The organism is Chryseobacterium sp. WX (assembly GCF_029542485.1).
Classification (GTDB): Bacteria; Bacteroidota; Bacteroidia; order Flavobacteriales; family Weeksellaceae; genus Chryseobacterium; species Chryseobacterium cucumeris.
In genome coordinates, this window is sequence record NZ_CP120710.1 from 3,979,474 (window position 1) to 4,005,169 (window position 25,696).

A 25,696-nucleotide genomic window follows, 5' to 3' on the forward strand; every position below is an offset into this window, starting at 1 on the left:
TGTATTATAATTCAATAGGAGCGGGCTAAAGCCCGCTCTTTTTATTTTAGATCTCCCACATTGGCTTCAGCCAAAACCTATTCTTAATTCTCATAGATGTAGGAGATTACGCAGATTTTTAAACCCGCTCATCCGCTCAATCTTCGAGAATATCTTACCTTTTCGCTTTATTCCCCATGTAAAAAGTAAGTTTTCCTCCATTCATAATCTCAGAATGTTTCAATGTAAAGTTTTTAATTACTTTTCCATTCAAAAGAACTTTCTGAACATATACATTTTTCGGACTTTGATTGATCGCTTCAATTTCAAAAGTTTTTCCATTTTCCAGATTCAGTACAGCGTGATCAATCGCCGGGCTTCCGATAGAATAGTTCTCTGATCCAGGAGCTACAGGATAAAAACCTAATGAACTTAAAATATACCATGCACTCATTTGCCCGGCATCATCATTTCCTCCCAGCCCGTCTGGTGTTGCTTTGTATTGCATTTCAAGAATACGGCGGATTTGTGCCTGTGCTTTCCATGGCTGTCCGGCCCAGTTATAAAAATAGGCAACATGGTGAGCAGGTTCGTTTCCGTGAACATATCCACCGATAATTCCTTCCCTTGTAATATCTTCAGTGTCTGCAAAGAATTCATCAGGTAAATGCATGGAGAACAACTCATCAAGTTTTGATGCAAATTTCTTCTTTCCACCCATCATCGTAATCAGTTCATCGGGATTTTGCGGGACAAAGAAACTGTAGTTCCACGAGTTACCTTCAATAAAACCTTGCCCATGAGTACTTAGCACATCAAAATCTTTCTTAAAGCTTCCATCTGCCAGACGTGGACGCATAAACCCGATGGTTTTGTCAAAATTATTTTTCCAGTTTTCAGATCGTTTGATAAACTGATTATAAATTTCTGTTTTGTTTAAATACTTTGCCAGTTGAGCAATCGCCCAGTCGTCATAGGCATATTCTAATGTATTGGAAACTGAAGTTCCGTTCTTTTCAGCAGGAATATATCCAAGATCAATGTATTGTCCGATGCCTTCATAATTTCTTTTATTAGCAGTTTCTATGCAAGCTTTCAATGCTTCTTCAGGATCACCTTTATAATTTCCTTTAATAATGGCATCAGCTACTACACTTACACTGTGGTATCCGCTCATACACCAGTTGTCGTTTGCATAATGTGACCAGATGGGCAGCATTTTCATTGAAAACTGACTATAATGAGCCATCATAGATTTTACCATGTCACCATTCCGTTTAGGCTGGATGATATTAAAGAATGGATGTAGTGTGCGGTAGGTATCCCACAGAGAGAAGGTTGTATAATTGGTAAAGCCATCTGCTTTATGAACATTCTGATCCAGCCCTTTATATTCTCCGTTGACGTCCATATAAGTGGTAGGATTAATGAAGGTATGATACATTGCTGTATAGAAGTTGGTTTTTTCCGTATCAGAACCTTTGATGACAATTTTATTTAATTCCTTATTCCAATTGTCCTGGGCTTGAGTTTTAGCCTGATCGAAGGTTATATTTCCGGCTTCTTTTTCGAGGTTTTCCAAAGCATTGATCTGGCTTACAGGAGAAATGGCCAGTTTTACTTCAATCGCTTCATTTTCATTGGTATCAAAATCAAAATACATTTTCAGGTTCTTTCCTGCAATCTCCGGGAAATTCTGATTTTGGTCGAATTTTCTCCAGAATCCTTTGTAAACCTGCTTTTCATCATAGTTTTGCTGACCATAAGATTTAAAAGGTTTTGAAAACTTCATGGCGAAATAAACTGTTCTGGTTCTTGCCCAGCCATTGGTCTGCCGATAACCTGTGATGGTATTTCCGTTTTCTACCCGAACGTATGTCCATACATTTTTCCCGTCATAATTATAAATACCAGCCATCAGATCAAGAATAATATGAGCCTGGTCAGATTTCGGGAAAGTATAGCGATGAATTCCTACTCTTGGTGTGGCAGTCAGTTCTGCAAGGATATTGTGATCATCCAGTTTTACTTTATAATATCCGGCTTCTGCTGTTTCGTTCTGGTGTGAAAATCTGCTTCTGTAGCCACTTTCCGGATGGGAAGCTGTTCCCGGATTCAACTGAAGTTTTCCTATGGTAGGCATCACTAGAAAATCTCCCAGATCAGAATGTCCTGTTCCGCTGAAATGGGTAGAACTGAAACCTACAATGGTTTTATCTTCATATCGGTAGCCGGCACAGTATTTATACACCTCGCCATTATACTTTCCATTGAGTTCATAGGAAATGGTGTCTGTTTCAGGGCTTAGCTGTACGGCACCAAAAGGAACGGTGGCTCCCGGATAAGTATGTCCCATCTTTTCAGTTCCGATCAGAGGATTGACATATTGTATTAATTTTTCAAATTTTTGGGCATGAAAGGTTGCACTTAAAAATGCTAGAGAAAGAAAAACAATAGACTTGCGATTTTTCATTAATGACAATTTTTCAAAGTTTAAAATTAATTAAAATCATCATTTTCTGTTGTGTTTTTAAAGTAGTTAAGGGCTATTTATTCTTTTTCAGAAAATCGGAAACCTATTCCGTGGAGGTTTTCTATTAAAACATTTTGCTCTTCAGCCAGTACTTTTCTTAATCGGGAAATAAATACATCAAGGCTTCGTCCCATAAAATAATCATCATCTCCCCAGATGGCCTTCAGAATTTCCTGTCTTTTAACCACCAGATTTTTATGGCGGATAAAATATAAGAGGAGATCTGATTCTCTCTGGGTAAGAGTAATGCTGTTCTCTAGCCCTTTAAGGGTATAGTTTTTAGGATCAAAATTATATTTTCCCACCGTATATTGTAAAGGAGAAGTATCTGTTTTCTTAGTACGTTTAAGGAAGACCTCGATTTTCAACATCAGTTCTTCAATACTGAATGGTTTTACCAGATAATCATCAGCTCCAATTTTAAGCCCTTTGATTCTGTCCTCTTTTAATGCTTTTGCAGAGATAAAAATAATCGGAACCTCAGCATTTTTACTGCGGATTCGCTGTGCCACCTCAAATCCGTTCATGCCAGGCATCATAATATCCAGAAGGCAGATATCAAAATCCTGGCTGTTAAATGCTTCCAACGCAGATTCTCCATCAGAATAACAGCTGATATCATAATAACTTTCCAAACTGTCTTCCACCAGAAAAGCTATTGTTTTGTCATCTTCGGCATATAAAATTTTAGATTTCTCCATACTTATACATGATTAATTTGAAAACGGGAAGAAGAGTGTTGTAGTAATTCCTTTGTCCTCATTATTTTCTACAGAAATTTTCCAGTGATGCTGCTGAACGACTTTTTTTACATAAAATAATCCCAGTCCGAAACCATTCACTTCTTCACTTCTTTTGGTATGTACCCGATAAAATTTTTCAAAAATATGAGGAATATTTTTAGCGGGAATTCCCATTCCGTTGTCTTTAAACTTTAAATATAATCCTTTTGAATCTTTGTGAGCTGAAATTTTAATGACAGGTTTTATTTCACAATACTTAATGGAGTTATCCAACAGGTTATAAATGATGTTGGTAAAGTGAAATTCATCTGCCATTACCGAAGTACTGTTTTCAATATCGATTTCGATGCTGAGATCTTTATTTTTGTGCTGTATATTATCTGCAATCTCTTGAATAAAAGGTTGTAACAGGATTTTTTGAGGTTTTAATGATAGTCCGGCTGCATCGTTCTTCGCAATATTCAATATTTTCTCAATGTGGCTATTGAGCTTGTGGCTTTGATTGATGATAATGGATGTATAGGTCTGCAGTTTGGAATTATCCTGTACCAGTTCCTGTTTATTAAGCGCTTCTGATGCTAACAGGATGGAGGATAAAGGTGTTTTAAACTCATGAGTCATATTATTGATAAAATCACGCTGCAGTTCCGAGAACTTTTTCTGCTGAATAATGGTATAGATAGAATACACATATACCAGAAGTATGATAATAAGAGCAAATGTAAGCAGATACCAGAACCGTAATGAACTGATCAGGTAAGTAGTTTTGTCCGGGAAGCGTATGGAAAAGTAATAGATCAGATTTTTATGCTTCGGAAAATTGATCACCTTGCTGCCGGGACTTTCCTGATGAGAGGTCATGTATTTTCCATAGATCATTTTATCGCTGTGGCAATTGTATAATGCATACACATAATCTGTGTTGATCTGGAAGCGGGTAAACTCTGTTTTCAGATAATATTCAAGAACTACGGGGTGAAATTCATTGTTGATATTAACCACATAATAATCATTGGCAATATTCTGTACGGGATTTTCAGTATAGGATGTCTTTCCTCCGGAAAGTTTTTCTGCGACCTCCATTAAAGCAATATTGACTTTCTGATCAAACTTTTTATCTTCAAGATTATAAGCCTGCCGGGTCCACATCAGCTGTGCTATTAAAATTCCGATAATAGCAATGAATCCCAGCGTTATAATAATATTGAGTCTTTTTATTTTCATTTCCTGAAACAATATTATCCAAAAATATCTATTTATCTTTTATTATTAACAACTCGTTAACAAATGTTAGATAGCGGTTAACAAGTTGTAATCACAGTCTGCTTTACATTTGCTATATCGAAAGAAAATAATCAGTTTCAAATATTAAAATTTATACTCATGAAAAAACTAAAAATTACAGCTCTTTTGGCAGTGTTGGCATTCTCTCCTTTTTATGCTAATGTACTTACTGCAGACGCTCCATCCATTGTGAAAATGGTAGCAGATGCTATTAAATGGAAATCAGAATCTATCGATGTAGGAAATATTCCTCAGGGAAAACCGAAATTGATCAGATTTGAATTTACGAATACAAGTTCAAAACCAATCATTATCCAGAATGTAGCTCCTTCTTGCGGATGTACCACTGCAGATTATACAAAAACACCTATCCAGCCAGGGAAAAAAGGATTTGTAGAAGCCAGCTATAATGCAGCAGCGGTAGGACCATTTATGAAGACTGTAAACGTTACTACTAGTGACAGCAAAACTCCTAAGACACTTTCTTTCAAAGGAGTGGTAGCTTCTTAATATATTGTTTTAACAAATGAAAAAATAGCCGGGTAATTATTATCAGGCTATTTTTTTTTAAAATGGTTGATCTATATTTAAGAATAATATAAGGAACAATTATTTGTAGCATTATTTATCAACCCATTTTAAAGGATTGCATTTCAATATTTAGTATTTTTAAGAAAAAATATTTTATGAGTCTATATACACAACCTATGCTGCGCGAAGGTGCACTAAAAGATAAAGTAGCGATTGTAACAGGAGGCGGAAGCGGCCTTGGAAAAGCAATGACCAAATACTTTCTTGAACTGGGTGCCAAAGTAGTGATTACTTCCAGAAACCTGGAAAAATTACAGGGAACAGCCAAGGAACTGGAAGAGGAAACAGGAGGGAAAGTGCTTTGTGTAGCTTGTGATGTAAGAAACTGGGATGAGGTGGAAGCCATGAAAGAAGCAACTCTGAAAGAATTCGGAAAGATTGATATTTTATTGAATAATGCTGCGGGAAACTTTATCTCTCCCACAGAAAAACTAACTCACTCTGCGTTTGACTCTATCCTTGATATTGTTTTAAAAGGAACAAAAAACTGTACCCTTTCAGTAGGAAAACACTGGATCGATTCTAAAACTCCGGGAACAGTACTGAATATCGTAACCACTTATGCATGGACAGGTTCTGCCTATGTAGTGCCATCAGCCTGTGCAAAAGCAGGAGTTCTGGCGATGACCAGATCACTGGCTGTAGAATGGGCAAAATATGGAATCCGTTTCAATGCCATTGCACCAGGACCTTTCCCAACCAAAGGAGCTTGGGACAGACTTCTTCCGGGAGATCTGCAGGAGAAATTTGATATGAAGAAAAAAGTTCCGTTGAGAAGAGTGGGGGAACATCAGGAGCTTGCCAACCTTGCGGCTTATCTGGTTTCTGATTATTCAGCGTATATGAATGGGGAAGTGGTAACCATTGATGGTGGAGAATGGCTTCAGGGAGCTGGAGAATTTAATATGCTTGAGGCGATTCCTCGTGAAATGTGGGATGCTTTGGAAGCTATGATTAAAGCAAAAAAGTCAAATTAAATTAAACTTATATTAAAAAAGTTCCCGGATATGTAACAAATCCGGGATTTTTTTTTACCTATACACTAAATAATACTTTTTCAAATGAAATTTAAACTTCCAACCCTTGTTTCGACGCTTGCAGTTGTCCTCTTTTCAGGATCTGCATATGCACAGCAGACTCCGAAATATGATTATGTAGAAGCATTTAAGCCGTTCTTTTATCCGCAGACAGGCACAGCTACCCGTTCTGCAAGCGGACAGCCGGGACATGCTTACTGGCAGAATTCAGCAGATTATCATTTGAACGTCAGCCTGAATGAAGATAAAAAAGAAATTACCGGTACAGCGCAGATTATCTATACCAACAACAGTCCTGATAAATTAGGTTTTCTCTGGCTGCAGCTGGATCAGAATCTGTTTGCAAAAGATTCCAGAGGAAATGGGGTAGTGCCGCTATCCGGGAGCAGAAACGGAGCTCATGGTGAAGAATTTAACGGTGGATATACCATTAAATCAGTTAAACTGGATGGTAAGAAAGATGTAAAATACACCATTACCGATACAAGGATGCAGATTGATCTTCCCAAAGAGCTGAAAGCCAATGGAGGTGTGGCAAAGATAGAAATAGAATATTCTTTTATTTCTCCTGAGTATGGTTCAGACAGAATGGGAGTTCAGGATACTAAAAACGGTAAAATATTTACCATTGCACAGTGGTATCCGAGAATGTGCGTATATGATGATGTCATGGGATGGAATACGCTTCCTTACCTTGGTGCTTCGGAGTTTTATCTGGAATATGGAAATATCACAGCCAATATTACCGTTCCGGCTAATCATTATGTCGTAGCATCCGGAGAACTTCTGAATGAGAAAGAAGTGTACAGCAAAGAAGAAATCAACAGATGGAATGAGGCAAGAAACAGTGATAAAACGGTAATGATCCGCCCTGAGTCTGAAATCGGTAAAAATAAAACTTCAGGAACAAAGACCTGGAAATTTAAAATTAATCAGACAAGAGATTTTGCATGGGCATCATCTGCGGGATTTATTTTAGATGCTGCAAAAATCAATTTACCCAGTGGAAAGAAATCTTTAGCTATTTCTGCTTATCCAGTAGAAAGTGCCGGTGATAAAGCGTGGGGAAGATCTACAGAGTATACTAAAGCGGCCATAGAGCATTATTCAAAAAAGTGGTATGAATATACCTATCCGGCTGCCACCAATGTAGCAGGAAACGAAGGTGGAATGGAATATCCGGGAATTGTTTTCTGCCATATGGATTCCAAAGGAGAAGATCTTTGGGGGGTTACAGACCATGAGTTCGGACACAACTGGTTTCCTATGATCGTTGGATCTAATGAAAGACTTTTTGCATGGATGGATGAAGGGTTCAATACATTCATTAACGGGCTTTCAACGGAAGCTTTCAATAAAGGAGAATATTACCGTAAACCGAATCTAGCAAGATCAGGAACGTATCTGCTAACCGACAGCCTGGAGCCTGTAATGGTAGGTCCGGATAATATGAAAGAAAGAAGTATCGGAGCATTGGCTTACTATAAGCCGGGAACAGGATTGGAAGTTTTAAGAGAAGCAATTCTGGGACCTGAAAAGTTTGACCAAGCATTCAGAACCTATATTGACCGTTGGGCATTCAAACATCCGACGCCATGGGATTTCTTCCATACGATGGAAAACGTTTCTGGAGAAGAACTGAACTGGTTCTGGAGAGGATGGTTCTTTAATAAATGGAAAATTGATCAGGCGGTTAAGAACGTACAATATGTCAACGGAAACTTTAAAAACGGCGTTCAGATTACGGTTGAAAATATTGGACAGCTGCCAATGCCTACAACCGTACAAATCAAATTCAAAGACGGAACAACACAGACGGTAAAAATTCCTGTTGAAGTTTGGAAAAGAAATACTGAATGGACATTCAAAGTAGAATCCAGCAAGGAAATTGATGAGGTGAAACTGGATCCGAATTCTGTTGTTCCGGATGTCAATCTGGAAAATAATAGTAGAAGACCTGCATAGTTCATATAAGATAAAATTGTGCAGTATAAAAGCCTGAACTTACAACAGTAAGTTCAGGCTTTTTATTTTTAGGGTGTTTTTCCGGGATAAGTAGAGGGGTTTCCCTACAATGTTTTGGTAGTCAGTGATATAAATTTGTCCCACAATATTAATCAAAACAAAAAACATGGAAACATTAAAATCAGTGCTTGAAGCAAGCCACGCCAAAAAAACAAAAAATGAGTTAATCGACCTTTTATCGGGAGTAGAAAAAGTACTGACTCCGGCAGTCTATGAAAAAGTGTCAGGAATTGAAACCTCAGAACTGAGTTCATTGACGAATAAAGAATTATTAGCCATCGTAGACGAGTTCAAAAAGAATTATGATGAAAAGTGGGAAAAATCTTTTTCCGGTGCCTCTTCTGAGATCATGAAACTGATTGCCGGTAGAATGGCTGCCGATGAGGAGATCTTCAGAACTTCAGATGCTGCCAATGCAGATTTTGCAGCAGAATTGGGAAGCATCGACTTTGCGACTATTATTGGCGGACCTTTGGATGCCTGTGTAAAAGCGCAGTCCAATGCCTCAATTGCCACCGTTAATTTCATCAACGAAGTCGGGTTCGAGCTTACAGATCCGGCCAATGCTGCCAGTCCTAAAAAACTGAGAATGGCAGAATTCAAATACAAAAAAAATATTCCGAATCCCGATTTTAAAGAAGATGAGCCGGTAAGTGCTAGTAACCCAAAAACGATTCCGAACGACGTGGAAATTTCAGTACCTTTTATTGCATTGCTGAATGTTCCGAGCTTCAGAATTGAGACCTGTGAAGTAGACTTTAATGTTAAACTTAATTCTACATACACAAAAGACGTAAGTGATGAATTCGGGATCAATGCCGGAGTATCCGGTGGATGGGGACCTGTGAAATTCAAAGTGGACGTATCCTATAAGAGAACTTCCAGTACAGGAATCAAAGTGGAAAAAGAATATTCTCTTGGGGTAAAAGTGCGTGCCACCAATGACGAAATGCCTGCAGGGCTTGAAAAAGTGCTTGGACTTCTTTCACAATAAAAGATTTTACGAAAGATGATAAAACTATCAGATTACCTGGATTATCTCAACAACGAGATAATTCAGGCTCGTAAAAAAGCAGACGAAAATGCGGTTCTTATTGCCAAAGAATATGCCCGCCATGAATATCTTAAGTATTTTAAGGTTCCGCGCTATGCTCTGCCTAGTGTAAAGATGGATATTCCGATTAAAATCACTGATATCGATTCGGATTCCAAATATAATTTTAAACTGAATGAAGATCAGTTTGTAACAGAAATAAATGAAAGAATCCGTCTGGTGAATAAGGAGAAGAAATTTAATATTCCTGAAATAAATAAAAGACAGATTCAAACTGAAGAGTTTAAAACCCTGTTCAGTAAACTGGAAAAAAATGATCAGAAATTCGGGCAGCTCCCAGCCAATGAAGTGCTCAAACTGGATCTCAGAAATAAAATGCAGCTTCTTAATTCCGGAATATTTAGACCTCAGGAAGGAACAGAAGAAGAAACTGATGAACTGAAAGAAATTTTTTCAAAAGTTCTGCTGAATAAATATACGCTGGTGAATGCAAAGTTGAACAGCATTTACATAGATCCCAATACAAGCGCAGCAGAAGATAAAGATAAACTATTCATCAATCTTCATGTGGAAATGGAGGAGGAAGGAATCAGAATTGTGTCTTACAAAGATAAAGACGGCAACGAAATAGAACAGATAACTTTTGAGTAATGCAGGAACTTATTCACTTTACGGTACAGAAAATCAAAGAACTGCTGGAACAGTTCAATGAAGTTCAGGCTTTATACCTGTCAAAATCATTTGACTTTGATGCCCGGTTCGATGCGTTTCTCAACGAGGTTCTGGAGTATTTCCGTACCAAAGGAAACACCAGTCATGAATCTGAAGTGCTGAAGGTAATGAATATGATTTCTACCGTTAAAAGAGGCTTTAATCCTATTAAAATGGAAAAAATAATAACGGGAAGAAGAGAAATGCTCGCAGGATTCTCATTTAACGGGATGGAAAGTATTTATGATATTCTCATGGAAATATATGCCAGGGAAAACAAAAAACTTGAGGATGCGGAAGAACTTATTTCAGGAATCATTGTCTCATTATATCAAAATGGCATTCTGGATGATGAAAAGCTGAAAGATATGAATTCCGTTCCTAAAATTGAACGTTTCTGGACTTCACTGGCTGAACAGAATACAGCGATATCCGGGATTAATAAGAAACTTAGACTGACCATTATTCCGGAGGATATTTTTCTTATTCTCGAAAAGATATTTCTGAAATTAATTTAAAAAAGATCATTATGGAAACCGGAAGATATATTGTTCTGTTGCAGAACCAGCAGAAAAATGCACTTAAAAAAATTGAAAAAGAGCTGGAAGTGAGTATCACCTCTTCAGAATTGCTGTCTAAAGAAAACCGTTCTTTTGAAATCATTAATAAGGACAATGGCGTACTTTACAAAAATCTTGGGGTTTTGGTGGTGGAAAATATGGATGAAGATCAATTGAAAAGTGCTGTGAAAGATGAATCCAATTCTATTGTATACTACGAAAAAGAAAGAGAGTTTTTTCCTGCAGATGAATTGCAATTGATTAATGAGCTTAAAAAGCAGTCGGCCGGGCTTGCAGAAAAAATTTCAGAACTTGAAAAATATATCACAAATAAACCTTTGCCTCAAAAATCATTCATTGAAATGGAATGGGGATTAAAAGCAATCGGACTGGAAAATGCAAATTATACAGGAAAAGGAATTGATGTCTGCATTCTTGATACCGGCCTTGAAACGTCCCATCCCGATTTTTCCGCTGAAGAAATTGAAGGAAAATCTTTCATAGATGGTGAAGACTGGAACAGAGATCCGAATGGTCACGGTACACACTGCGCAGGAGTAGCTACAGGAAATACAAGAAGTGATACCGGAAGACGTTACGGAATAGCTAAGGATTGCAACCTGAAAATAGCAAAAGTACTCGCAGATAATGGAAGAGGAACTACCAGCAGTGTCATTGATGCGATAGACTGGGCCATTTCGAAGAAATTCAGAATATTGTCTCTTTCACTAGCTTCTCCGGTGAAGTTTGATGATCAGCCGTCTGTTCTTTTTGAAACCATTGGAGAAAGAGCACTGGAAAATAACTGCCTTATTATCGCAGCGGCTGGAAATGACAGCAACAGACCGCAGATTCCACAACCTGTTTCAATGCCGGCCAATTCAAAATCAATTATGGCCGTAGGAGCTATTGACGCTCAGATGAAGATTGCAAGATTTTCAAATGCAGGCCTCAACCCGTCTACAGGAGGAAGTATCAATGTCTGTGCTCCCGGAGTCGATATTATCAGTTCGTATCCTAAAAATGCAAAAAATAAAAGTAATTTGTACTACAGCATGAGCGGTACAAGTATGGCTGCACCACATGTTTCCGGACTTGCCGCTTTGTATATGGAACAGTTTCCTAACAAATCAGCAAAAGAGATCTGGGAACTGATTGAAAACAAAGCAAGACCTATTGAAGGTACAAAATACAGAGATATTGGAAACGGTTTAATACAGATATACTTATGATCACTTATCTCGCAGTTTTAAAGAAAGATATAAATTTAAAAAAGCTTGAAGTTTTCCTCAAAAATAAAGGCATAAAACTGGCTGCTCACTACAAAACCATTGGTGTTGTAAAGCTAGAAAGTAACATTTCCATTTTGGAGTCTGAATTTCAGGAGTATTTTATATCTATAGAAGAAGAAAAAGATAATTTAACAATATAATCACATCAATAAGGCTTTTCTGTCACAGAGAAGTTTTATTTTTGTCTCTTAATGATAAAATAACATATGAATTTCAGATTTTCAATGGTGTTTCTGATGTTTTTTGCATTGGGATTTTCACAGGACCTTACCGTAATGAGTTTTAATATCAGACTGAATGTAGAGTCGGATAAAGACAATGCCTGGCCAAAAAGAAAGCAGGATGTTGCCGATTTACTGACGTATTATCATCCTGATTATTTCGGAGTACAGGAAGCGCTTCCGGAGCAGATGAAAGATATTAAAGCAAGTTTAAAGAACTATGATTATATCGGAGTAGGAAGAGATGACGGCAAAGAGAAAGGAGAGTTTTCTGCCATCTTTTATGACACAAACAGACTTGAAGCAGTAAAATCAGGAACATTCTGGTTATCTGAAACTCCGGAAAAACCGTCAAAAGGCTGGGATGCGGCACTGAACAGGATCTGTACTTACGCCATATTTAAAGATAAAAAATCGAAGAAAGAATTCCTGGCCATGAATCTTCATTTTGATCATGTAGGAAATGTGGCAAGAGTAAAATCTTCCGAATTGATTCTGAAAAAGATCAAAGAACTGAATCCAAAAAATCTTCCGGTAACGCTGAGCGGAGATTTTAACCTTACAGATGATTCAGAACCGATTAAAATCCTTTCCCAGAATATGAAAGATACTTTCTATCATTCAGAGACGAAGCATTACGGCCCGGTAGGAACTTTCACAGGCTTCAATGTGAATGAAGTTCCAAAAGACAGAATAGATTATATTTTTACACAAGGCTTTAAAATAAGATCTCACCGACACATCAATGACAGAAGAGAAAATCTTTTGTATCCTTCAGACCATTTTCCGGTGATTGTGAATCTTTCTCTATAAAAATCAATTGGTTGGAAAATCAATTTCAAATCCAATTCCTCTCAGGGATTGGATTTTTATTTGGGGATCATGGATGAAATATTTACGAAGTCTGCTGATAAACACATCCAGGCTTCTTCCGGTAAAATAATCATTGGTTTCCCAGAGATTATCCAGGATATTATCTCTGGTGATGATCGTCCGGTTATGCTTCAGAAGATATAATAAAAGTTCCTGTTCCCGTATAGTCAGCCGATTATTTCCGTTAGGATGTGACAACAGAAGTTTGGTGGTGTCCAGTGAAAACTCTCCGATTTTTATCTGACTTTCTATCACGGCGGGAAGTGTTCTTTTCAGAATATTTTTAATTCGTAAAACAAGTTCTTCAGGGTCGCAAGGCTTGGAAATATAATCGTCGGCACCTATTTTCAATCCGGTCAATCGGTCTATTTTTTGATTTTTAGCCGTTAAAAATAATAAAGGGAAATTACTTCTTTCCTTAATGATCATTTTCGCCAGTGAGAAGCCATCGATATTGGGCATCATCACATCCAGAATTCCTATCTGAAAGGGAAAATCAGCCTGAACCAATGGTACGATATCTTCCGGATTCTGAAACCAGCTGACTTCAAAATCTTCCAATTCAAGATACTGCTTAAGAATCATTCCGAAATCCGGATCATCTTCTGCCAGAAGGATTTTAGTTTTCATAAGGAATTAATATTTTAAAAGTACTGCCTGTATGAAGATGGCTGGAAACTTCTATTTTTCCACCATAGTTTGTAATGATTTTTTTTACGAAATAGAGGCCCAGACCAAGACCTTTGCTATTGTGAATATTGTTATTCTGTATTCTGTAAAATTTTTCGAAAATATTATTCAGCTCTTTTGTTTCCATGCCCTGACCGTTGTCGGAAACTTCAAATTCTAATTGTTGAGAACCGTTTCGCACATGTATTGTAATAACCGATGCTCCATATTTTACACTGTTTTCACAAAGGTTTTTAATGACCGTTTCCATTAAGTTTTTATCAAAAGGAAGTTCTTGTGAAACTGTATTTTCAAGCTTAAAATCTGTAGTTGGATAGGTAACGGAAAGATCCTGAATAAAAAAGTTCCAGTCTTCAGGTTGTATGGCGGTCATTTCATCAGGAATTTCATCTTTATGAAGCTGAAACATCAGGCTTTCAAGACGTGAAATCTGTCTGTCAATAAGAGGAAGCGTTTCAGGATTCCATTCTTTTTTTAATGCTTTCGAAGCTATTTTTAAAGTAGCGATAGGCGTTTTAAACTCATGTGAAATGTTATCCACAATGTTGTGGAGAACTTCCACCTGCTTCTGCTGCTGAATAAGATTTCTTATCGTGAAAATATAAAGCAGAAGAACTCCTGAAAGAAGAATAATGCAACAAATAATCAATAAGGTAAGCTCTTTGAAAACAATGCTTTTTATATTTCTGATTTCAAAATCGGTCTGGGTTTTCACAAGAAAAGTATTCTTTTTTTCAACTTGCCCTGTTTCCGTATCATCTCTTTTGGTGGTTGAGGTTTCCCAGCTTCCGTTACTGGCAATGCGTGGATTTTTTAGTTTATCCTGCGTTTCAAAAATGACAATAGGTTCGGTAATTACTTTTGAGCTGTCCGGTAGATGAACAATGGAAAGATACCGTATTCTTGCAGAGATTTCGTAACCCTCTTTTTGGTAGCGGCTGTCGATATAATGAATCAGCCTTTCTCTGGCAGATTTTCTGTTTTCTATGAAATAGCGGAGAAAATCTTTTTTGTTGATCTCCTTATTATGATACTGTATAATGATTTCCTGAAGAGAATCATCATTTCTTTCTTTAGCCTCCTGAATGTCCTCAAGATTATCTGTGTAATTGGTAAGCCCATCATTCACAGATCTGTAGATGTCCCTCTCTTTTACCTGATAGGTTTTATACATAAAATAAACCTGAATTCCCAGTAAAAGCAGGAATAGAGCGGCAAAAACCGGGATGAGAATTTTACTCTTGGCTATCATTAAAACAAAGATAAAACTTTAGTCATTTTCAGGAAATGATTATTTTATTATTAACCTTCCATTAACCATAGTTTTGAATCTTCCAAAATAAAGATTTATCCTTCTGTCTGAATCTGGATGTTTTGAAACCAGAAAAGACATTAACCCATCATTAACCTTCTGTTAACCGTATTTTTTCTAGTCAATATGGAATTTTGTCTCCATAGAACAGAACAGCAGTTTTTGTTGGAAAGGATAAAAAAATAACCATGTATAAAACTCTTTTTCTTTTGTGTTTTCCCATTTTGATTCTTGCCCAGAAACAAAAAGCTGGAGGAACAGTGGTGAATACTGAAAACGAAAAGCTCTCATCTGTAAAAGTGAAAGTGTATAATACTCAGGATAAATTAATTAAAGAATTAGAAACGGATGACAATGGGAAATTTGTACTGGAGGATATTGCAGAGGAATATATAAAGCTGGTCATTAAAAATCAGGGATATTCTTTATTTGAGAAAAAAGTAGATTTAACAGAGTCTGAACCTCTGAACATTGTTCTTAAAAAAGAATCTCAGGAAATAGAAGGAGTAGTCATGACGAAACGTAAACCTTTGGTGAAAAGAAAGGTAGACCGTCTTGAATTTAATGTGGAAAACAGTAATATTTCCTCACTCAATGCCTGGGAAATTCTAAAAAATACACCCAGTGTTACCATTAACAACAGTGTATTGAGTGTAAAGGGAAGTACCGGAATTCTGGTGACGATTAATGATAAAAAAGTAATGCTGACAGGGGATGAGCTTAAAAATCTTCTGGAAAATACACAGGGAGATGAAGTGAAATCTGTAGAAGTGATTACCAATCCGCCTGCCAAATATGAAGCTTCAGGAAGCGCAGTACTGAATATTGTTCTGAAAAAGAATAAAATTGAAGGCTACCGTGGTATTCTTTCATCCAAATATGTGCAGACACAATATGCGAAAGGTGTATTTGGTCTCTCTCAATATTATAAAAAAGATAAACTTTCCTTAATGGGAAGCTATTATAAAGGGCTGGGAACGTACTACCGGGAAGGAACAGATTATGTAAACTATCCGGAAAGCCAAACCCGATGGGTAAGTACGATGAACAGGAAGGATAAAAACAATAACCAGAATACCCTGAATTTTAATGCGGAATATGAACTGGACAGTTTAACCAATCTAAGCCTCAACTACTCAGGGTATTTTTCTCCAAAGTCCTTCGGAACTTATAATGTTCCTACATTGATCTATAACCAGCAGGATATAGTGGAATCTGATTATACAACAATCAATGATCACCGTTCCCGTTCCATCAATAACTCGGTAAGTTTTCAGATAGATCGCAAGCTGAATAAGAAAAGCAGTCTTTCATGGATCAATTATTTTACCGGAAATAATGTGGATAAATACCAAAATGTAATTACATACTTAAACTTTGCAGGACAGCCACCGAAAGAAGATAATTTCCTCACTCAGAATAAAGCGGATGTTCAGCTGTATTCTACCCAATTCGATTATCAGTGGAAAGATGATAAGTTTGAACTTGAATCCGGTACAAAATATAGTTTTGTAAAGACAAGCAGTCAGCTTGATTTCTCAGATAATGAGAACGGAGCATTACAATACAGGCCGGAAAAAAGCAGTGTTTTTGATTATAAAGAACACAATTTTGCCCTATATTCTTCGTTAGCCTACAATGTCGGGAAATGGAGCTTCAAAGGTGGACTTCGTGCGGAAATGACAAATCTTGAAGGGGTGGTTTCAGAACCTCATGAATTGAATAAAAGTAACTATTGGAAATTCTTTCCCACTTTTTATGCACAATATACCACAGAAAACAAACAGGAATTTGGGTTCTCCTATGGGAAAAGAATCAGCAGACCTTCCTATTCATGGTTGAATCCTGCAAAATCTTATTATAATCTTTTTTCCTATTATCAGGGAGATCCAAAATTAAAAGCTACAATTACTCATAATCTCAATCTTACTTATTCCTGGAAAGACTGGAATCTGGATTTGTATTACAGAAAAGAAATATATCCTTCCATGGAAATCTCCTATCAGGAACCAAGTACCAACAGTTTGATTTATTATTTTACCAATATTGAGAAAGGAGAAGCTTTTGGAGTAAGCTTGTACAAAAATTTCCAGGTGAAATCCTGGTGGAATATTATCCTTTCTGAAAATCTTGAGCATAATGAAAATTATTTCAAAGGAATTGATGGAATGTTGTATAAAAATAAAGTCTGGAACTGGGTATCTAACATCTCAACAAGCTTTACGCTGGATAAAAGCAGCGACTGGAAAATGGAAATGGGACACCGTTACTATTCTCCAGGCATACAGGGAACGTTCAGAATATCTTCTTTATGGTCAGCCTATTTTGTAATGAATAGAAAATTCTTTAGTAAAAAACTGGAAGCCAGCCTTATTTTTAGCGATATTTTCAGATCTACAGAGCAGAAAGTCAGTACAAAATATGCAAATCAGGATAATTATTTTCTTGATTATACCGATACTCAGGGAGTAACATTTTCATTGAAATTCAACTTTGGAAATCAATCGGTTAAAAATGCAAAAACAATTAAGAAGACCGCTGAACAGGATCGATTGTAGAATATTTTAATGTAAAAGTTTATTACAGTGAAATATTATCGCGAAAGAATAATCGTCTGATGGTACATTTTCGCTATTTTTGATGCTTATCTTTAAAAAGATTGCTATGAAGAAAATTTTTTCCGGAATGCTGATTGCAGTTTGTTTACTGCAATTGTCAGCTCAGGAATTGTATATGCCGAGGAATATCAAAAAAGCGTACGAGAGAGGAACACGTGATATCTCCGGAGCGCCAGGAAAAAACTACTGGCAGAATAAAGGAGTGTATAATGTAGAGGTGAAAGTAGATGCTGCTACAAAAATAGTTTCCGGAAAAGAAACTATTGTTTATACCAACAACAGCCCGGATAATCTGAATGAACTGGCTATACGATTTGTGAATAACCTTCACAAACCACAGTCGCCAAGATCAGGATTTGTATCCAAAGATTTCCTTTCATCCGGACTGAAAATTAAATCCTTTACTGTAAACAACATAAAATATGAGATCAACAGTGATGACTGGAGTACTGTTGAAAAAGTACAATTAAAATCTGCTTTAAAATCTAAATCAAAAGCTGAGGTTAAAATAGAGTGGGAATATCCATTGTCAGTTCAGAGTGGAAGAGAAGGGCAGATTGATCCTGAAACATTCTATGTGGCATACTCTTTTCCAAGAATTTCCGTGTATGATGATTATAATGGATGGGATATGCTTCAGCACTCAGACAGACAGGAATTTTACAATGATTTCAATGATTACAGTTTTGCCATCACTGCACCAAAAAATTATGTAGTTTGGGCAACCGGAGATTTTCTGAATCCGGAAGCTGTTCTTCAGCCGGAATATTTAAAAACGTATAAAGCTTCCCTGAAAAGTGATAAGCTGATGCATATTGCCACAGAGCAGGAAATGAAGTCCGGAAAAGTAACCAAGCAGAACAAGTGGAATATCTGGAAATTTAAAGCAAATCATATTACAGATTTCTGTTTTGCAATGAGTAACCATTATGTGTGGGATGCTGCCAGTGTTGAGTTAAAAACAAAAAGAGCCAGCGTTCAGGCAGGATATAAAAACGGAGCGAAAGATTTTGAACATTATGTAGACTGGATGCGCTATAATCTGGATTGGTTTTCAAAAAACTGGCCGGGTGTAGAATATCCTTACAATGTAATGACGGCTATTCAGGGATATGCAGATATGGAATATCCTATGATGATTAATGATACCAGTATTCCTGATGATCTTAATGATGCCAGGTTGACGGCAGATCATGAAATTGCCCATACTTATTTCCCTTTCTATATGGGAATCAATGAAACAAGATATGCATTTATGGATGAAGGCTGGGCAACCACGCTGGAATATCTTATAGGAATTGATGAAAAAGGTGAGGCTGCAGCTAAAGAATTTTATAAAAACTTCCGTGTTAAAAAATGGATCAATGATCCTTCTGCTGAGCAGGATCAACCAGTGATCACGATGAGTACGCAGGTAAGTGGCGCCGGATACGGAAACAACTCTTATGTAAAATCATCATTGTCTTATCTGGCTTTGAAAGATTATTTGGGAGATGAACTCTTCAAAAAAGCATTGCACCATTATATGGACAACTGGAAGGGAAAACATCCTGTTCCATGGGATTATTTTAATTCTATGAATACAGGATCAGGAAAAAATCTGAACTGGTTCTTCCAGAATTGGTTTTATACCAATAATTATATTGACTTAAAAGTAACAGGAGCATCCCAGATGAATGACATGCTTACCATAAACGTTGCAAATGTAGGAGGTTTTGCCATTCCGTTTGATGCTATATTGTCTTATGATGATGGAACTACGGAGAAAATTCATTTTTCTCCTTCAGTTTGGGAAAAAGATCAGAAACTGACTGATCTGGTGATTCCTATTAAAAAGAAAGTAAAATCTGTACAGCTGGATGGAGATATCTTTATGGATTATACTCCGGATGATAATCGTAAAAAGTTATAAAAAAAAGCCTTCAGAATACGAAGGCTTTTTTTGTTTTTAGAAATAGGCAGTTAATCTTAAGCCTAATGTAATATAACTGATTTTTTCTTTAGCAATCAGGTTGTTCAGTTCCTGATCCAGTTCTTCACTTTCCTTGATCTCATCGCTGAAGGAATATTGAATTGTGGAGTTGATCTTATTATAATCTGTATAGAAAGTAAGGCCTAGTCCCGGATTGAACTTGTAGGTCATGGAAGCTCCTGTATTCCAGCGGAAAGCCGGTCTGGGTTTGTATCTGGCGATCTGAAGTTCGTTGTTGGGAGCATCAATATCGTTTCCTTTTAAAAATACTTTTCCACTTGCTGTTGCAGCATATCCTCCGGTTACCTTTAAAGTAAGCTGCCATTTTTTTGATAGTTCATGAGAAAAATAAGGTCCGATGCCTGCAGAAAGAAATCCCATAGATTGTGTTTTGATTTCGTGATTGCCAAAATCCTGTTCGTCATCAAATGTTATTCTTTGGGATTTAATAGGGAAGCTGCTGAAGGATACATCGGCACCCACACCCCATTTTTTTGAAAAGAAGTAAGCACCTTCCAGTCCTCCCTCGAAACCAATTTGTTTTTTATCATCCAGTTCAGATTCCTTCAGGAAATTGGTGGTTCCTAAAGCAGTCCCCATTTTCAGTGCAAGAAAAGACGGGTAATCATTTCCCTGTATTCTTGATAAGATGCTTAAATTATTTCCTTTGTTCTTATAAATTTTATCAATAAAGAAATATCCCAGTTCTGTTGATATAATCCCGATACCCGCACCAGCCAGAATATCCGGAACCCAGTGTCTGTTATTTAAATTTCGTCCAAGTCCCGTAAGAGTTGCAGAACCATAGCCCGCAATACTGTAGGCTGGATTTACCAAACCATATTCTTTATGCAGAAAACTGGCATTGGTAAAAGCCATTGCCGCATGTCCTGATGGAAAAGAGTTGTTTTTGGATCCATCCGGACGTTCTACTTTTGTTGTGTATTTAATGGAATTAACTAAAATGGCCATGATGGCTAAACTTGTACCATAAGATAAAGTTGCTCTTCCTATATTGTTACGCCCCTTTATACCTGCTAGTTTCAACCCGTAAACAGCTACAGCAGGAGCATATTGCAGATAATCATCATATTTCACTTTGAAGTTGGGAAGATAGCGGTTTCTTACTTCACGTATATTTTCTTTTTCTCCCCATGTTGCAGCAGCAGCAGTAAAAAGAATAGCTGGAGCTACAGATTTTTTTACCCATTCTTTTTGAAAAAAAGGAGTTTTCTCCTGAATAGAATATCCTGAATTGATAATTGCCAGATCTTCTTTGAGATTTCTGGATGGGATGGTATCCAGCAGTGTTTTAATTTTGATCGTATCCTGAGCTTTAATAAAGTATAAATGCAATAGTATTCCTGATGCTAATGCTATTTTTTTCATCTTAGTGGTGTTGAAATTTAAATCGCATAAAAATATAAAAAAAATCTATCCCAAAAATTGAGATAGACTATTTTAATATTTTTATAATTTTCTAATCGAGGTTGTTGGTTATCTTAATCCAGCTCTTGGCCCTGATGCGGATACTACAGCCTGCATTCTTGTTTTTTGATTCGCAGAGAACATATACATAGATTTGTCATCCACATAATCCATATAGTTCATGAACATCTGAGAACGGCTTACCCCTCCGCAAACTCTGTTTAGAGGATAGGTCGGATTTCCATAGTTAGGACCAGGAGAGGTAGGAGTGTCATTAGAGTAATCTGTCTGACAACCCGCATCGGATGATCCCCAAAGGTGAGGAAGATTTAGATAGTGTCCTACTTCATGCGTTACTGTTCTTCCTAAATTGAATGGAGCAGATGCACCTGTTTTTCCGATATACTGATATCCAATTACAAGACCATCATACCATTGCCCGGCATTTTCAGGATAATAAGCGTAGCCTAGAGTTCCAGGTTGGTTGTTTTCGTCAAGAATTGAATTAACAACCCAAATATTCATGTTTTTATTTACATCAGTAGCATCAATACCTCCAGTGCTGGCTTTTTTCATTTGTTCCAGATCAGATCTCCAACCTGTCTTCGTGCTCTGCTTACGGTTGGTAGCTACTAATTTGAAACGGATTTTTACATCACCTGCTGCTGAAGGTTGGAATGCAGAAGGGATTTTCGTGATATCAGAATTAGTAGCACCATAATCGGCATTAAGGACTGCAATTTGTTCTGCAATTCTTGCATCGGAAACATTTTGAGCAGAAGTGTTGTAAATTACGTTAAAAACAACAGGGATCTCAACAGTTCCGTCTGCAAGAACTTTTCCCACTTTAAGATTTTCTGCAAATTTTTCAGTACTGAATTCAATATCAGCCATTTTTTGTTTTAATGCAGGGTTTTTCAGAAGCATTGCCTGTCTTATTTCTTCTGATGGACAACCTCTTTTAAGAGCACTCGGAACAATGTTTTCCTGATCCGGAGAAGTCTCATTTTGGTTGGTTAAGCTGTCGTTGTTGCATGCCGACATAAGGCCCAGAATCAGGGCTCCAAATAAGAATTTTTTCATATCGTTATAATATAATTTGGTTGAGGGCGTGAAATTATATCATTTGAAATTAATATGCAAATTATTTTCATAAATATTTAACAAATAAACAATATTTGATTAATTTATTTGAATTAAAATCAATTGAATTATTAATGTATTGAATTTTAGTTAAAATCTATTATTTATTTTATATTTCACATTCAAGTGTATTTTAATGGTAAATAATTTTATCGTTTTTATGTTTTTTGTAGAATGTTTTTTATAATAAATCCGACTGATACAGGTTTTAAAAACAAGAAACCATTGATTTTAGTATTTTTCATTTGAGGACGGATAGAAAAAAAATCTGTCTCAAACTTGAGACAGATTTTAAATATGCAAAAAGATTTTATTTTTAATACACTCTTAATCCGGATCTTGCTCCAGAAGAAGCTACTACAGACTGCATTCTTGTTTTTTGTCCTGCAGAGAACATAAACATAGCTGCGTCATCCACATAATCCATGTAGTTCATAAACATTACAGATCTTTGTACACCGCTACAGGTATTGTATAGCGGGTAAGAAGGTTTTCCATAATTAGCAGTAGTTTGTGTAGGTGTATCACTTACCTGGTCGTTTCCACAATTGGCATCACCCCAGATATGTCTTAAGTTCAGATAGTGACCTACTTCATGTGTTGCAGTTCTTCCCAGGTTGAAAGGAGAAGAAGCTCCGGTTTTTCCAAAATATGGAGCGGCTATTACAACACCATCATTCCATAAACCTGCAGATTCAGGGAAAGTGGCATATCCGAGAATAGTGCGTCCCTGGCTGGTCATTTTGCCCACAACCCATAAGTTTAAATAATTGGTAGGGTTAGTAGCATCAATTCCTCCTTTAGAGGCTTTTTTCATATCATCATTAGTTGCCCAGCTTGTTTTTGAAGTGGATTTTCTAACGGTGTTTACCAGTCTGAATTTTACTTTTGTATCACCAGAACTTACGGGTTGGAATTCGGTTGGAATTTTATTAATATCACTGTTCGTACCTGCATAGTCTGCGTTCAATACTGCAATTTGCTCTGCAATTCTTGCATCAGAAACGTTTTCAGCTGTAGTTTTGTAGATAACATTCACGACAACAGGGATTTCTACAGTACCATCAGCAAGAACTTTTCCGAATTTCACATCATTGGCGAATTTTTCTGTATTGCTTTCTAATGCCGCAAATCTTTGTTGAAGTTCAGGGCTTTTTTTCAATGCTTCCTGTCTGATCTCCTCAGAAGCACAGCCTCTTTGAGCTAAACCTGCAAGAGTTGCAGCTTCGTCGGTTTTGTTTTCATTTTGATTGGTAATGCTGTCATTGTTACATGCAGCCATTACAGTGAGCATAAAAGCTCCAAATAATAGTTTTTTCATATCAAAATCATTTAGGTTGAGAATGTGAAATTATATTATTTAAAATTAATATGCAAATGATTTTCTTTTTTATTTGTGATTTTGTTAAATATTGTTGAGTGTTGTTGGTTTTAATTTAATGTTTTTTAAAATGTATTGAATTTTAATTAATTTGAAATAGTATACTAATATGATCTTAGTTTTAATTATTTTATAAGAATACTTTTCGTTTAAATTTGCTTTTGAAAGAATTTTTTTATGGTAGAGTCTAATTTGCGAAACCATTTTTAATGGCAAAAACGGCAAGCCCTACACGGGTTTTGAGATCCAGCTTTTCACATAGCTGATCACGATAACTTTCTACTGTTCTTGGGCTGCAGCACATTCTATCTGCAATTTCTTTGTAACTGAGTTCAGTGACTGTATATTTCAGGAATTCTTTTTCTCTGTCCGAAATTCTTATTGCGATCTCAGATTCTGTCTCCTTGTTAAGATTGGAGAATATGATCTTTGAAGCCCAGTCCGGATAAAAAAAGCCATCACTATTGAGACGGGTAAGTGCAGTTTCAAGATCTCTTGGATGGGTGTTTTTTAGCAGATAACCTTTGGCACCGCTCCTAATCATCTTAATCACACTATTGTCATCTCCCTGCATGCTGAGAGCCATGATTTTAATATCAGGATGATTTTTGCTAAGCCAGGCTGCGGTTTCAAAACCGTCCATAATAGGCATGCTGATATCCAAAAGAATAATATCAGGAATGGTATTGCCTTCTTCGAATTTCTGGATAAGATCTTTCCCGTTTTCACTTACATAGATTACTTCAAATTCACTGAAGTTACCAATAATTCCTTCCAGAGCTTTTGCAATAAGTATATGGTCGTCAACAATGACAATAGATTTTTTCATGACTGTTTTTTTAAAATAATATTGATTTGTGTTCCTGCATTTTCCTGGCTTTCCATACAGAAACTTGCTCCTATGATTTCAGCTCTGTTTTTCATATTCGTGAGTCCTATTCCGTTGGACTTGATCTGTGAGGTATCAAACCCGATTCCATCATCACGAATGTCAAGCTCCCAAAGAGTATCTTCTGAAGTATTCAGGTTTATAAAAATATTTTTACAATGGGAATGTTTTATACTGTTTTGAATAAATTCCTGAGTAATCCTTAGTAAAACATTTTTATGAACAAAGCCCAGATCCAGTTGTTTGAAATTGTGTTCAAAACTTACATGACATTTTTTGAAGGAATTGGTGTTATCCACTTCTTCCTGTATCAAAGTTACAATTTCCTTCTGGTTGATATTATCATCTGTCAATGTTTTTGACAAGCTTCTAAGATCCTGCAGAGATTGATTAATAATCTGTGAAACCTGATCAATTCTTTCACTTGCTTCAGAAACTTTGTTTTCATAAAGCATCTGTTGTACATACAGACTTACGAGGGTAAGTTTCTGGCCGATATTGTCATGCAGTTCCCGACCAATCTGCTGCATGGTGGCTTGTTGTATTTCCAGTTGGGTAGACAGAAGTTCTCTCTGATGAAGTTCATTTTTTCTTTCAATTTCATTCAGATGCTCCTTTTTGCGTTGTTTGTAACTTCTGATATAAATTAATACCGCTGTTACAAACATTACAAAAAGTAAATTGAATAGAATGATAACAATTAAGAGCTCTGTTTTCCCCATATGAAAGAACTTGCAAATAAAATATACATGACCACACCTGACATTAGAAAATAACTAAAATAAATATCCCAGATTTCCATATAATTCAACAGAATTGAATAAAATGCCATAAAAGGTAGCGTTCCTATATAAGAAAGTGTTATACCTAAATTAATATAAAACATTCTGTTTTTATTAAAGTGAAGAATATCCTGGGAGTTAATTTGTTTGTAGTATTCCATCACTACCAAAAGCATTAAGATAAGGCATCCAAAAGTATAGTTAAAAGCAAATACAATTTTATTGCCCGAAAAATACAATTCATTGGGAATAAATGAAAGAAGATAAAGGATGGATAATCCGTAAAAAAGCTTTGGCTTTCCTAAGGATTTGGCTGCATATAACCAGTAAAAAAAAATAAACTGGATAGGCATTAAAAAATAATTATAAAAATAGGCTTTAGAAAAATAAGCAAATTTTCCCCATCTGCCATATGCTTCACTAAGAAAGATAAAAACTAAGAAAAATACAAAAAATTTCCAATATTCTTTTCTTATACGATTGTAATACAAAAGGCCAACAAACGCAGCAAGTCCCTCAGCCCAAAGCATGCTTTTGCTTGCAAACTCTTGGAAATCCGTCATGTATTTGTTATTTAA

The 25,696-nt window shown here is 36.4% G+C and carries 22 protein-coding genes; 11 read left to right on the plus strand and 11 right to left on the minus strand.

The genetic code is table 11. From position 1 onward, the window contains the following. Positions 1–154: 154 nt before the first annotated feature. From PZ898_RS17985 to PZ898_RS17995, 3 genes are all read right to left on the minus strand, one after another. Complete coding sequence (locus tag PZ898_RS17985) at positions 155–2,452, minus strand: GH92 family glycosyl hydrolase (protein ID WP_277693886.1); 2,298 nt, start codon at positions 2,450–2,452, stop codon at positions 155–157. Between the two features lie 77 nt (positions 2,453–2,529). Further along, positions 2,530–3,213, minus strand: a complete 684-nt coding sequence (locus PZ898_RS17990; protein ID WP_277693887.1) for a response regulator transcription factor — start codon at positions 3,211–3,213, stop codon at positions 2,530–2,532. Between the two features lie 12 nt (positions 3,214–3,225). Further along, positions 3,226–4,479 carry a HAMP domain-containing sensor histidine kinase gene (locus tag PZ898_RS17995; protein WP_277693888.1) on the minus strand — a complete coding sequence of 418 codons (1,254 nt, stop codon included), beginning with the start codon at positions 4,477–4,479 and terminating at the stop codon, positions 3,226–3,228. A gap of 159 nt (positions 4,480–4,638) precedes the next feature. Here PZ898_RS17995 and PZ898_RS18000 point away from each other — a divergent pair, with 159 nt between their 5' ends. From PZ898_RS18000 to PZ898_RS18040, 9 genes are all read left to right on the plus strand, one after another. Further along, entirely contained in the window at positions 4,639–5,049 is a 411-nt protein-coding gene (locus tag PZ898_RS18000) for a DUF1573 domain-containing protein (protein ID WP_062672251.1), read from the plus strand. Positions 5,050–5,225: 176 nt separating this feature from the next. Continuing rightward, entirely contained in the window at positions 5,226–6,107 is an 882-nt protein-coding gene (locus tag PZ898_RS18005; protein WP_062672250.1) for an SDR family oxidoreductase, read from the plus strand. An 84-nt stretch (positions 6,108–6,191) separates the two neighbouring features. Beyond that, complete coding sequence (locus PZ898_RS18010; RefSeq protein ID WP_277693889.1) at positions 6,192–8,132, plus strand: M1 family metallopeptidase; 1,941 nt, start codon at positions 6,192–6,194, stop codon at positions 8,130–8,132. 166 nt (positions 8,133–8,298) lie between these two features. Continuing rightward, entirely contained in the window at positions 8,299–9,186 is an 888-nt protein-coding gene (locus PZ898_RS18015; protein WP_062672248.1) for a DUF2589 domain-containing protein, read from the plus strand. Positions 9,187–9,201: 15 nt separating this feature from the next. Beyond that, positions 9,202–9,897, plus strand: coding sequence for a hypothetical protein (locus PZ898_RS18020; RefSeq protein ID WP_062672247.1), 696 nt, complete (start codon positions 9,202–9,204; stop codon positions 9,895–9,897). Then, the gene (locus PZ898_RS18025; RefSeq protein ID WP_062672246.1) at positions 9,897–10,475 is read left to right on the plus strand and encodes a hypothetical protein; all 579 of its coding nucleotides are present in this window, start codon (positions 9,897–9,899) and stop codon (positions 10,473–10,475) included. Before PZ898_RS18020 ends, PZ898_RS18025 begins: the two co-directional genes overlap by 1 nt. 11 nt (positions 10,476–10,486) lie before the next feature. Next, entirely contained in the window at positions 10,487–11,749 is a 1,263-nt protein-coding gene (locus PZ898_RS18030; RefSeq protein WP_277693890.1) for a S8 family serine peptidase, read from the plus strand. Beyond that, positions 11,746–11,949 carry a hypothetical protein gene (locus PZ898_RS18035; RefSeq protein WP_062672242.1) on the plus strand — a complete coding sequence of 68 codons (204 nt, stop codon included), beginning with the start codon at positions 11,746–11,748 and terminating at the stop codon, positions 11,947–11,949. Before PZ898_RS18030 ends, PZ898_RS18035 begins: the two co-directional genes overlap by 4 nt. A 66-nt stretch (positions 11,950–12,015) precedes the next feature. Then, the gene (locus PZ898_RS18040) at positions 12,016–12,843 is read left to right on the plus strand and encodes an endonuclease/exonuclease/phosphatase family protein (RefSeq protein ID WP_277693891.1); all 828 of its coding nucleotides are present in this window, start codon (positions 12,016–12,018) and stop codon (positions 12,841–12,843) included. Positions 12,844–12,846: 3 nt separating this feature from the next. Here the strand turns inward: PZ898_RS18040 and PZ898_RS18045 are convergent, their stop codons facing one another. Further along, on the minus strand, positions 12,847–13,533 hold the full coding sequence (locus PZ898_RS18045) for a response regulator transcription factor (protein WP_062672238.1): 687 nt from the start codon (positions 13,531–13,533) through the stop codon (positions 12,847–12,849). After that, positions 13,523–14,845, minus strand: coding sequence for a HAMP domain-containing sensor histidine kinase (locus PZ898_RS18050; RefSeq protein ID WP_277693892.1), 1,323 nt, complete (start codon positions 14,843–14,845; stop codon positions 13,523–13,525). The genes PZ898_RS18045 and PZ898_RS18050 overlap by 11 nt, the downstream gene beginning before the upstream one ends. A gap of 248 nt (positions 14,846–15,093) precedes the next feature. Here PZ898_RS18050 and PZ898_RS18055 point away from each other — a divergent pair, with 248 nt between their 5' ends. Both PZ898_RS18055 and PZ898_RS18060 read left to right on the plus strand, forming a co-directional pair. Continuing rightward, positions 15,094–17,463: an outer membrane beta-barrel family protein gene (locus PZ898_RS18055; RefSeq protein ID WP_277693893.1), complete on the plus strand. Its 2,370-nt coding sequence runs from the start codon at positions 15,094–15,096 to the stop codon at positions 17,461–17,463. A gap of 106 nt (positions 17,464–17,569) precedes the next feature. Next, a complete protein-coding gene (locus tag PZ898_RS18060; protein ID WP_277693894.1) occupies positions 17,570–19,435 on the plus strand; it encodes a M1 family metallopeptidase in 1,866 nt (621 codons plus the stop codon). Positions 19,436–19,471: 36 nt separating this feature from the next. Here PZ898_RS18060 and PZ898_RS18065 read toward each other — a convergent pair whose 3' ends face one another. The 6 genes from PZ898_RS18065 to PZ898_RS18090 all read right to left on the minus strand — a co-directional run bounded on the left by PZ898_RS18065 (position 19,472) and on the right by PZ898_RS18090 (position 25,681). Further along, positions 19,472–20,884, minus strand: coding sequence for a phosphatase PAP2 family protein (locus tag PZ898_RS18065; protein ID WP_277693895.1), 1,413 nt, complete (start codon positions 20,882–20,884; stop codon positions 19,472–19,474). A 108-nt stretch (positions 20,885–20,992) separates the two neighbouring features. Further along, positions 20,993–22,006, minus strand: coding sequence for a zinc metalloprotease (locus PZ898_RS18070; RefSeq protein ID WP_062672230.1), 1,014 nt, complete (start codon positions 22,004–22,006; stop codon positions 20,993–20,995). 376 nt (positions 22,007–22,382) lie between these two features. Further along, positions 22,383–23,387 carry a zinc metalloprotease gene (locus tag PZ898_RS18075; RefSeq protein WP_062672228.1) on the minus strand — a complete coding sequence of 335 codons (1,005 nt, stop codon included), beginning with the start codon at positions 23,385–23,387 and terminating at the stop codon, positions 22,383–22,385. A 247-nt stretch (positions 23,388–23,634) separates the two neighbouring features. After that, positions 23,635–24,276, minus strand: a complete 642-nt coding sequence (locus PZ898_RS18080) for a response regulator transcription factor (protein WP_062672226.1) — start codon at positions 24,274–24,276, stop codon at positions 23,635–23,637. Further along, on the minus strand, positions 24,273–25,004 hold the full coding sequence (locus PZ898_RS18085; RefSeq protein WP_228432463.1) for an ATP-binding protein: 732 nt from the start codon (positions 25,002–25,004) through the stop codon (positions 24,273–24,275). Before PZ898_RS18085 ends, PZ898_RS18080 begins: the two co-directional genes overlap by 4 nt. Positions 25,005–25,036: 32 nt before the next feature. Next, positions 25,037–25,681: a hypothetical protein gene (locus PZ898_RS18090; protein ID WP_062672222.1), complete on the minus strand. Its 645-nt coding sequence runs from the start codon at positions 25,679–25,681 to the stop codon at positions 25,037–25,039. Positions 25,682–25,696 lie beyond the last annotated feature (15 nt).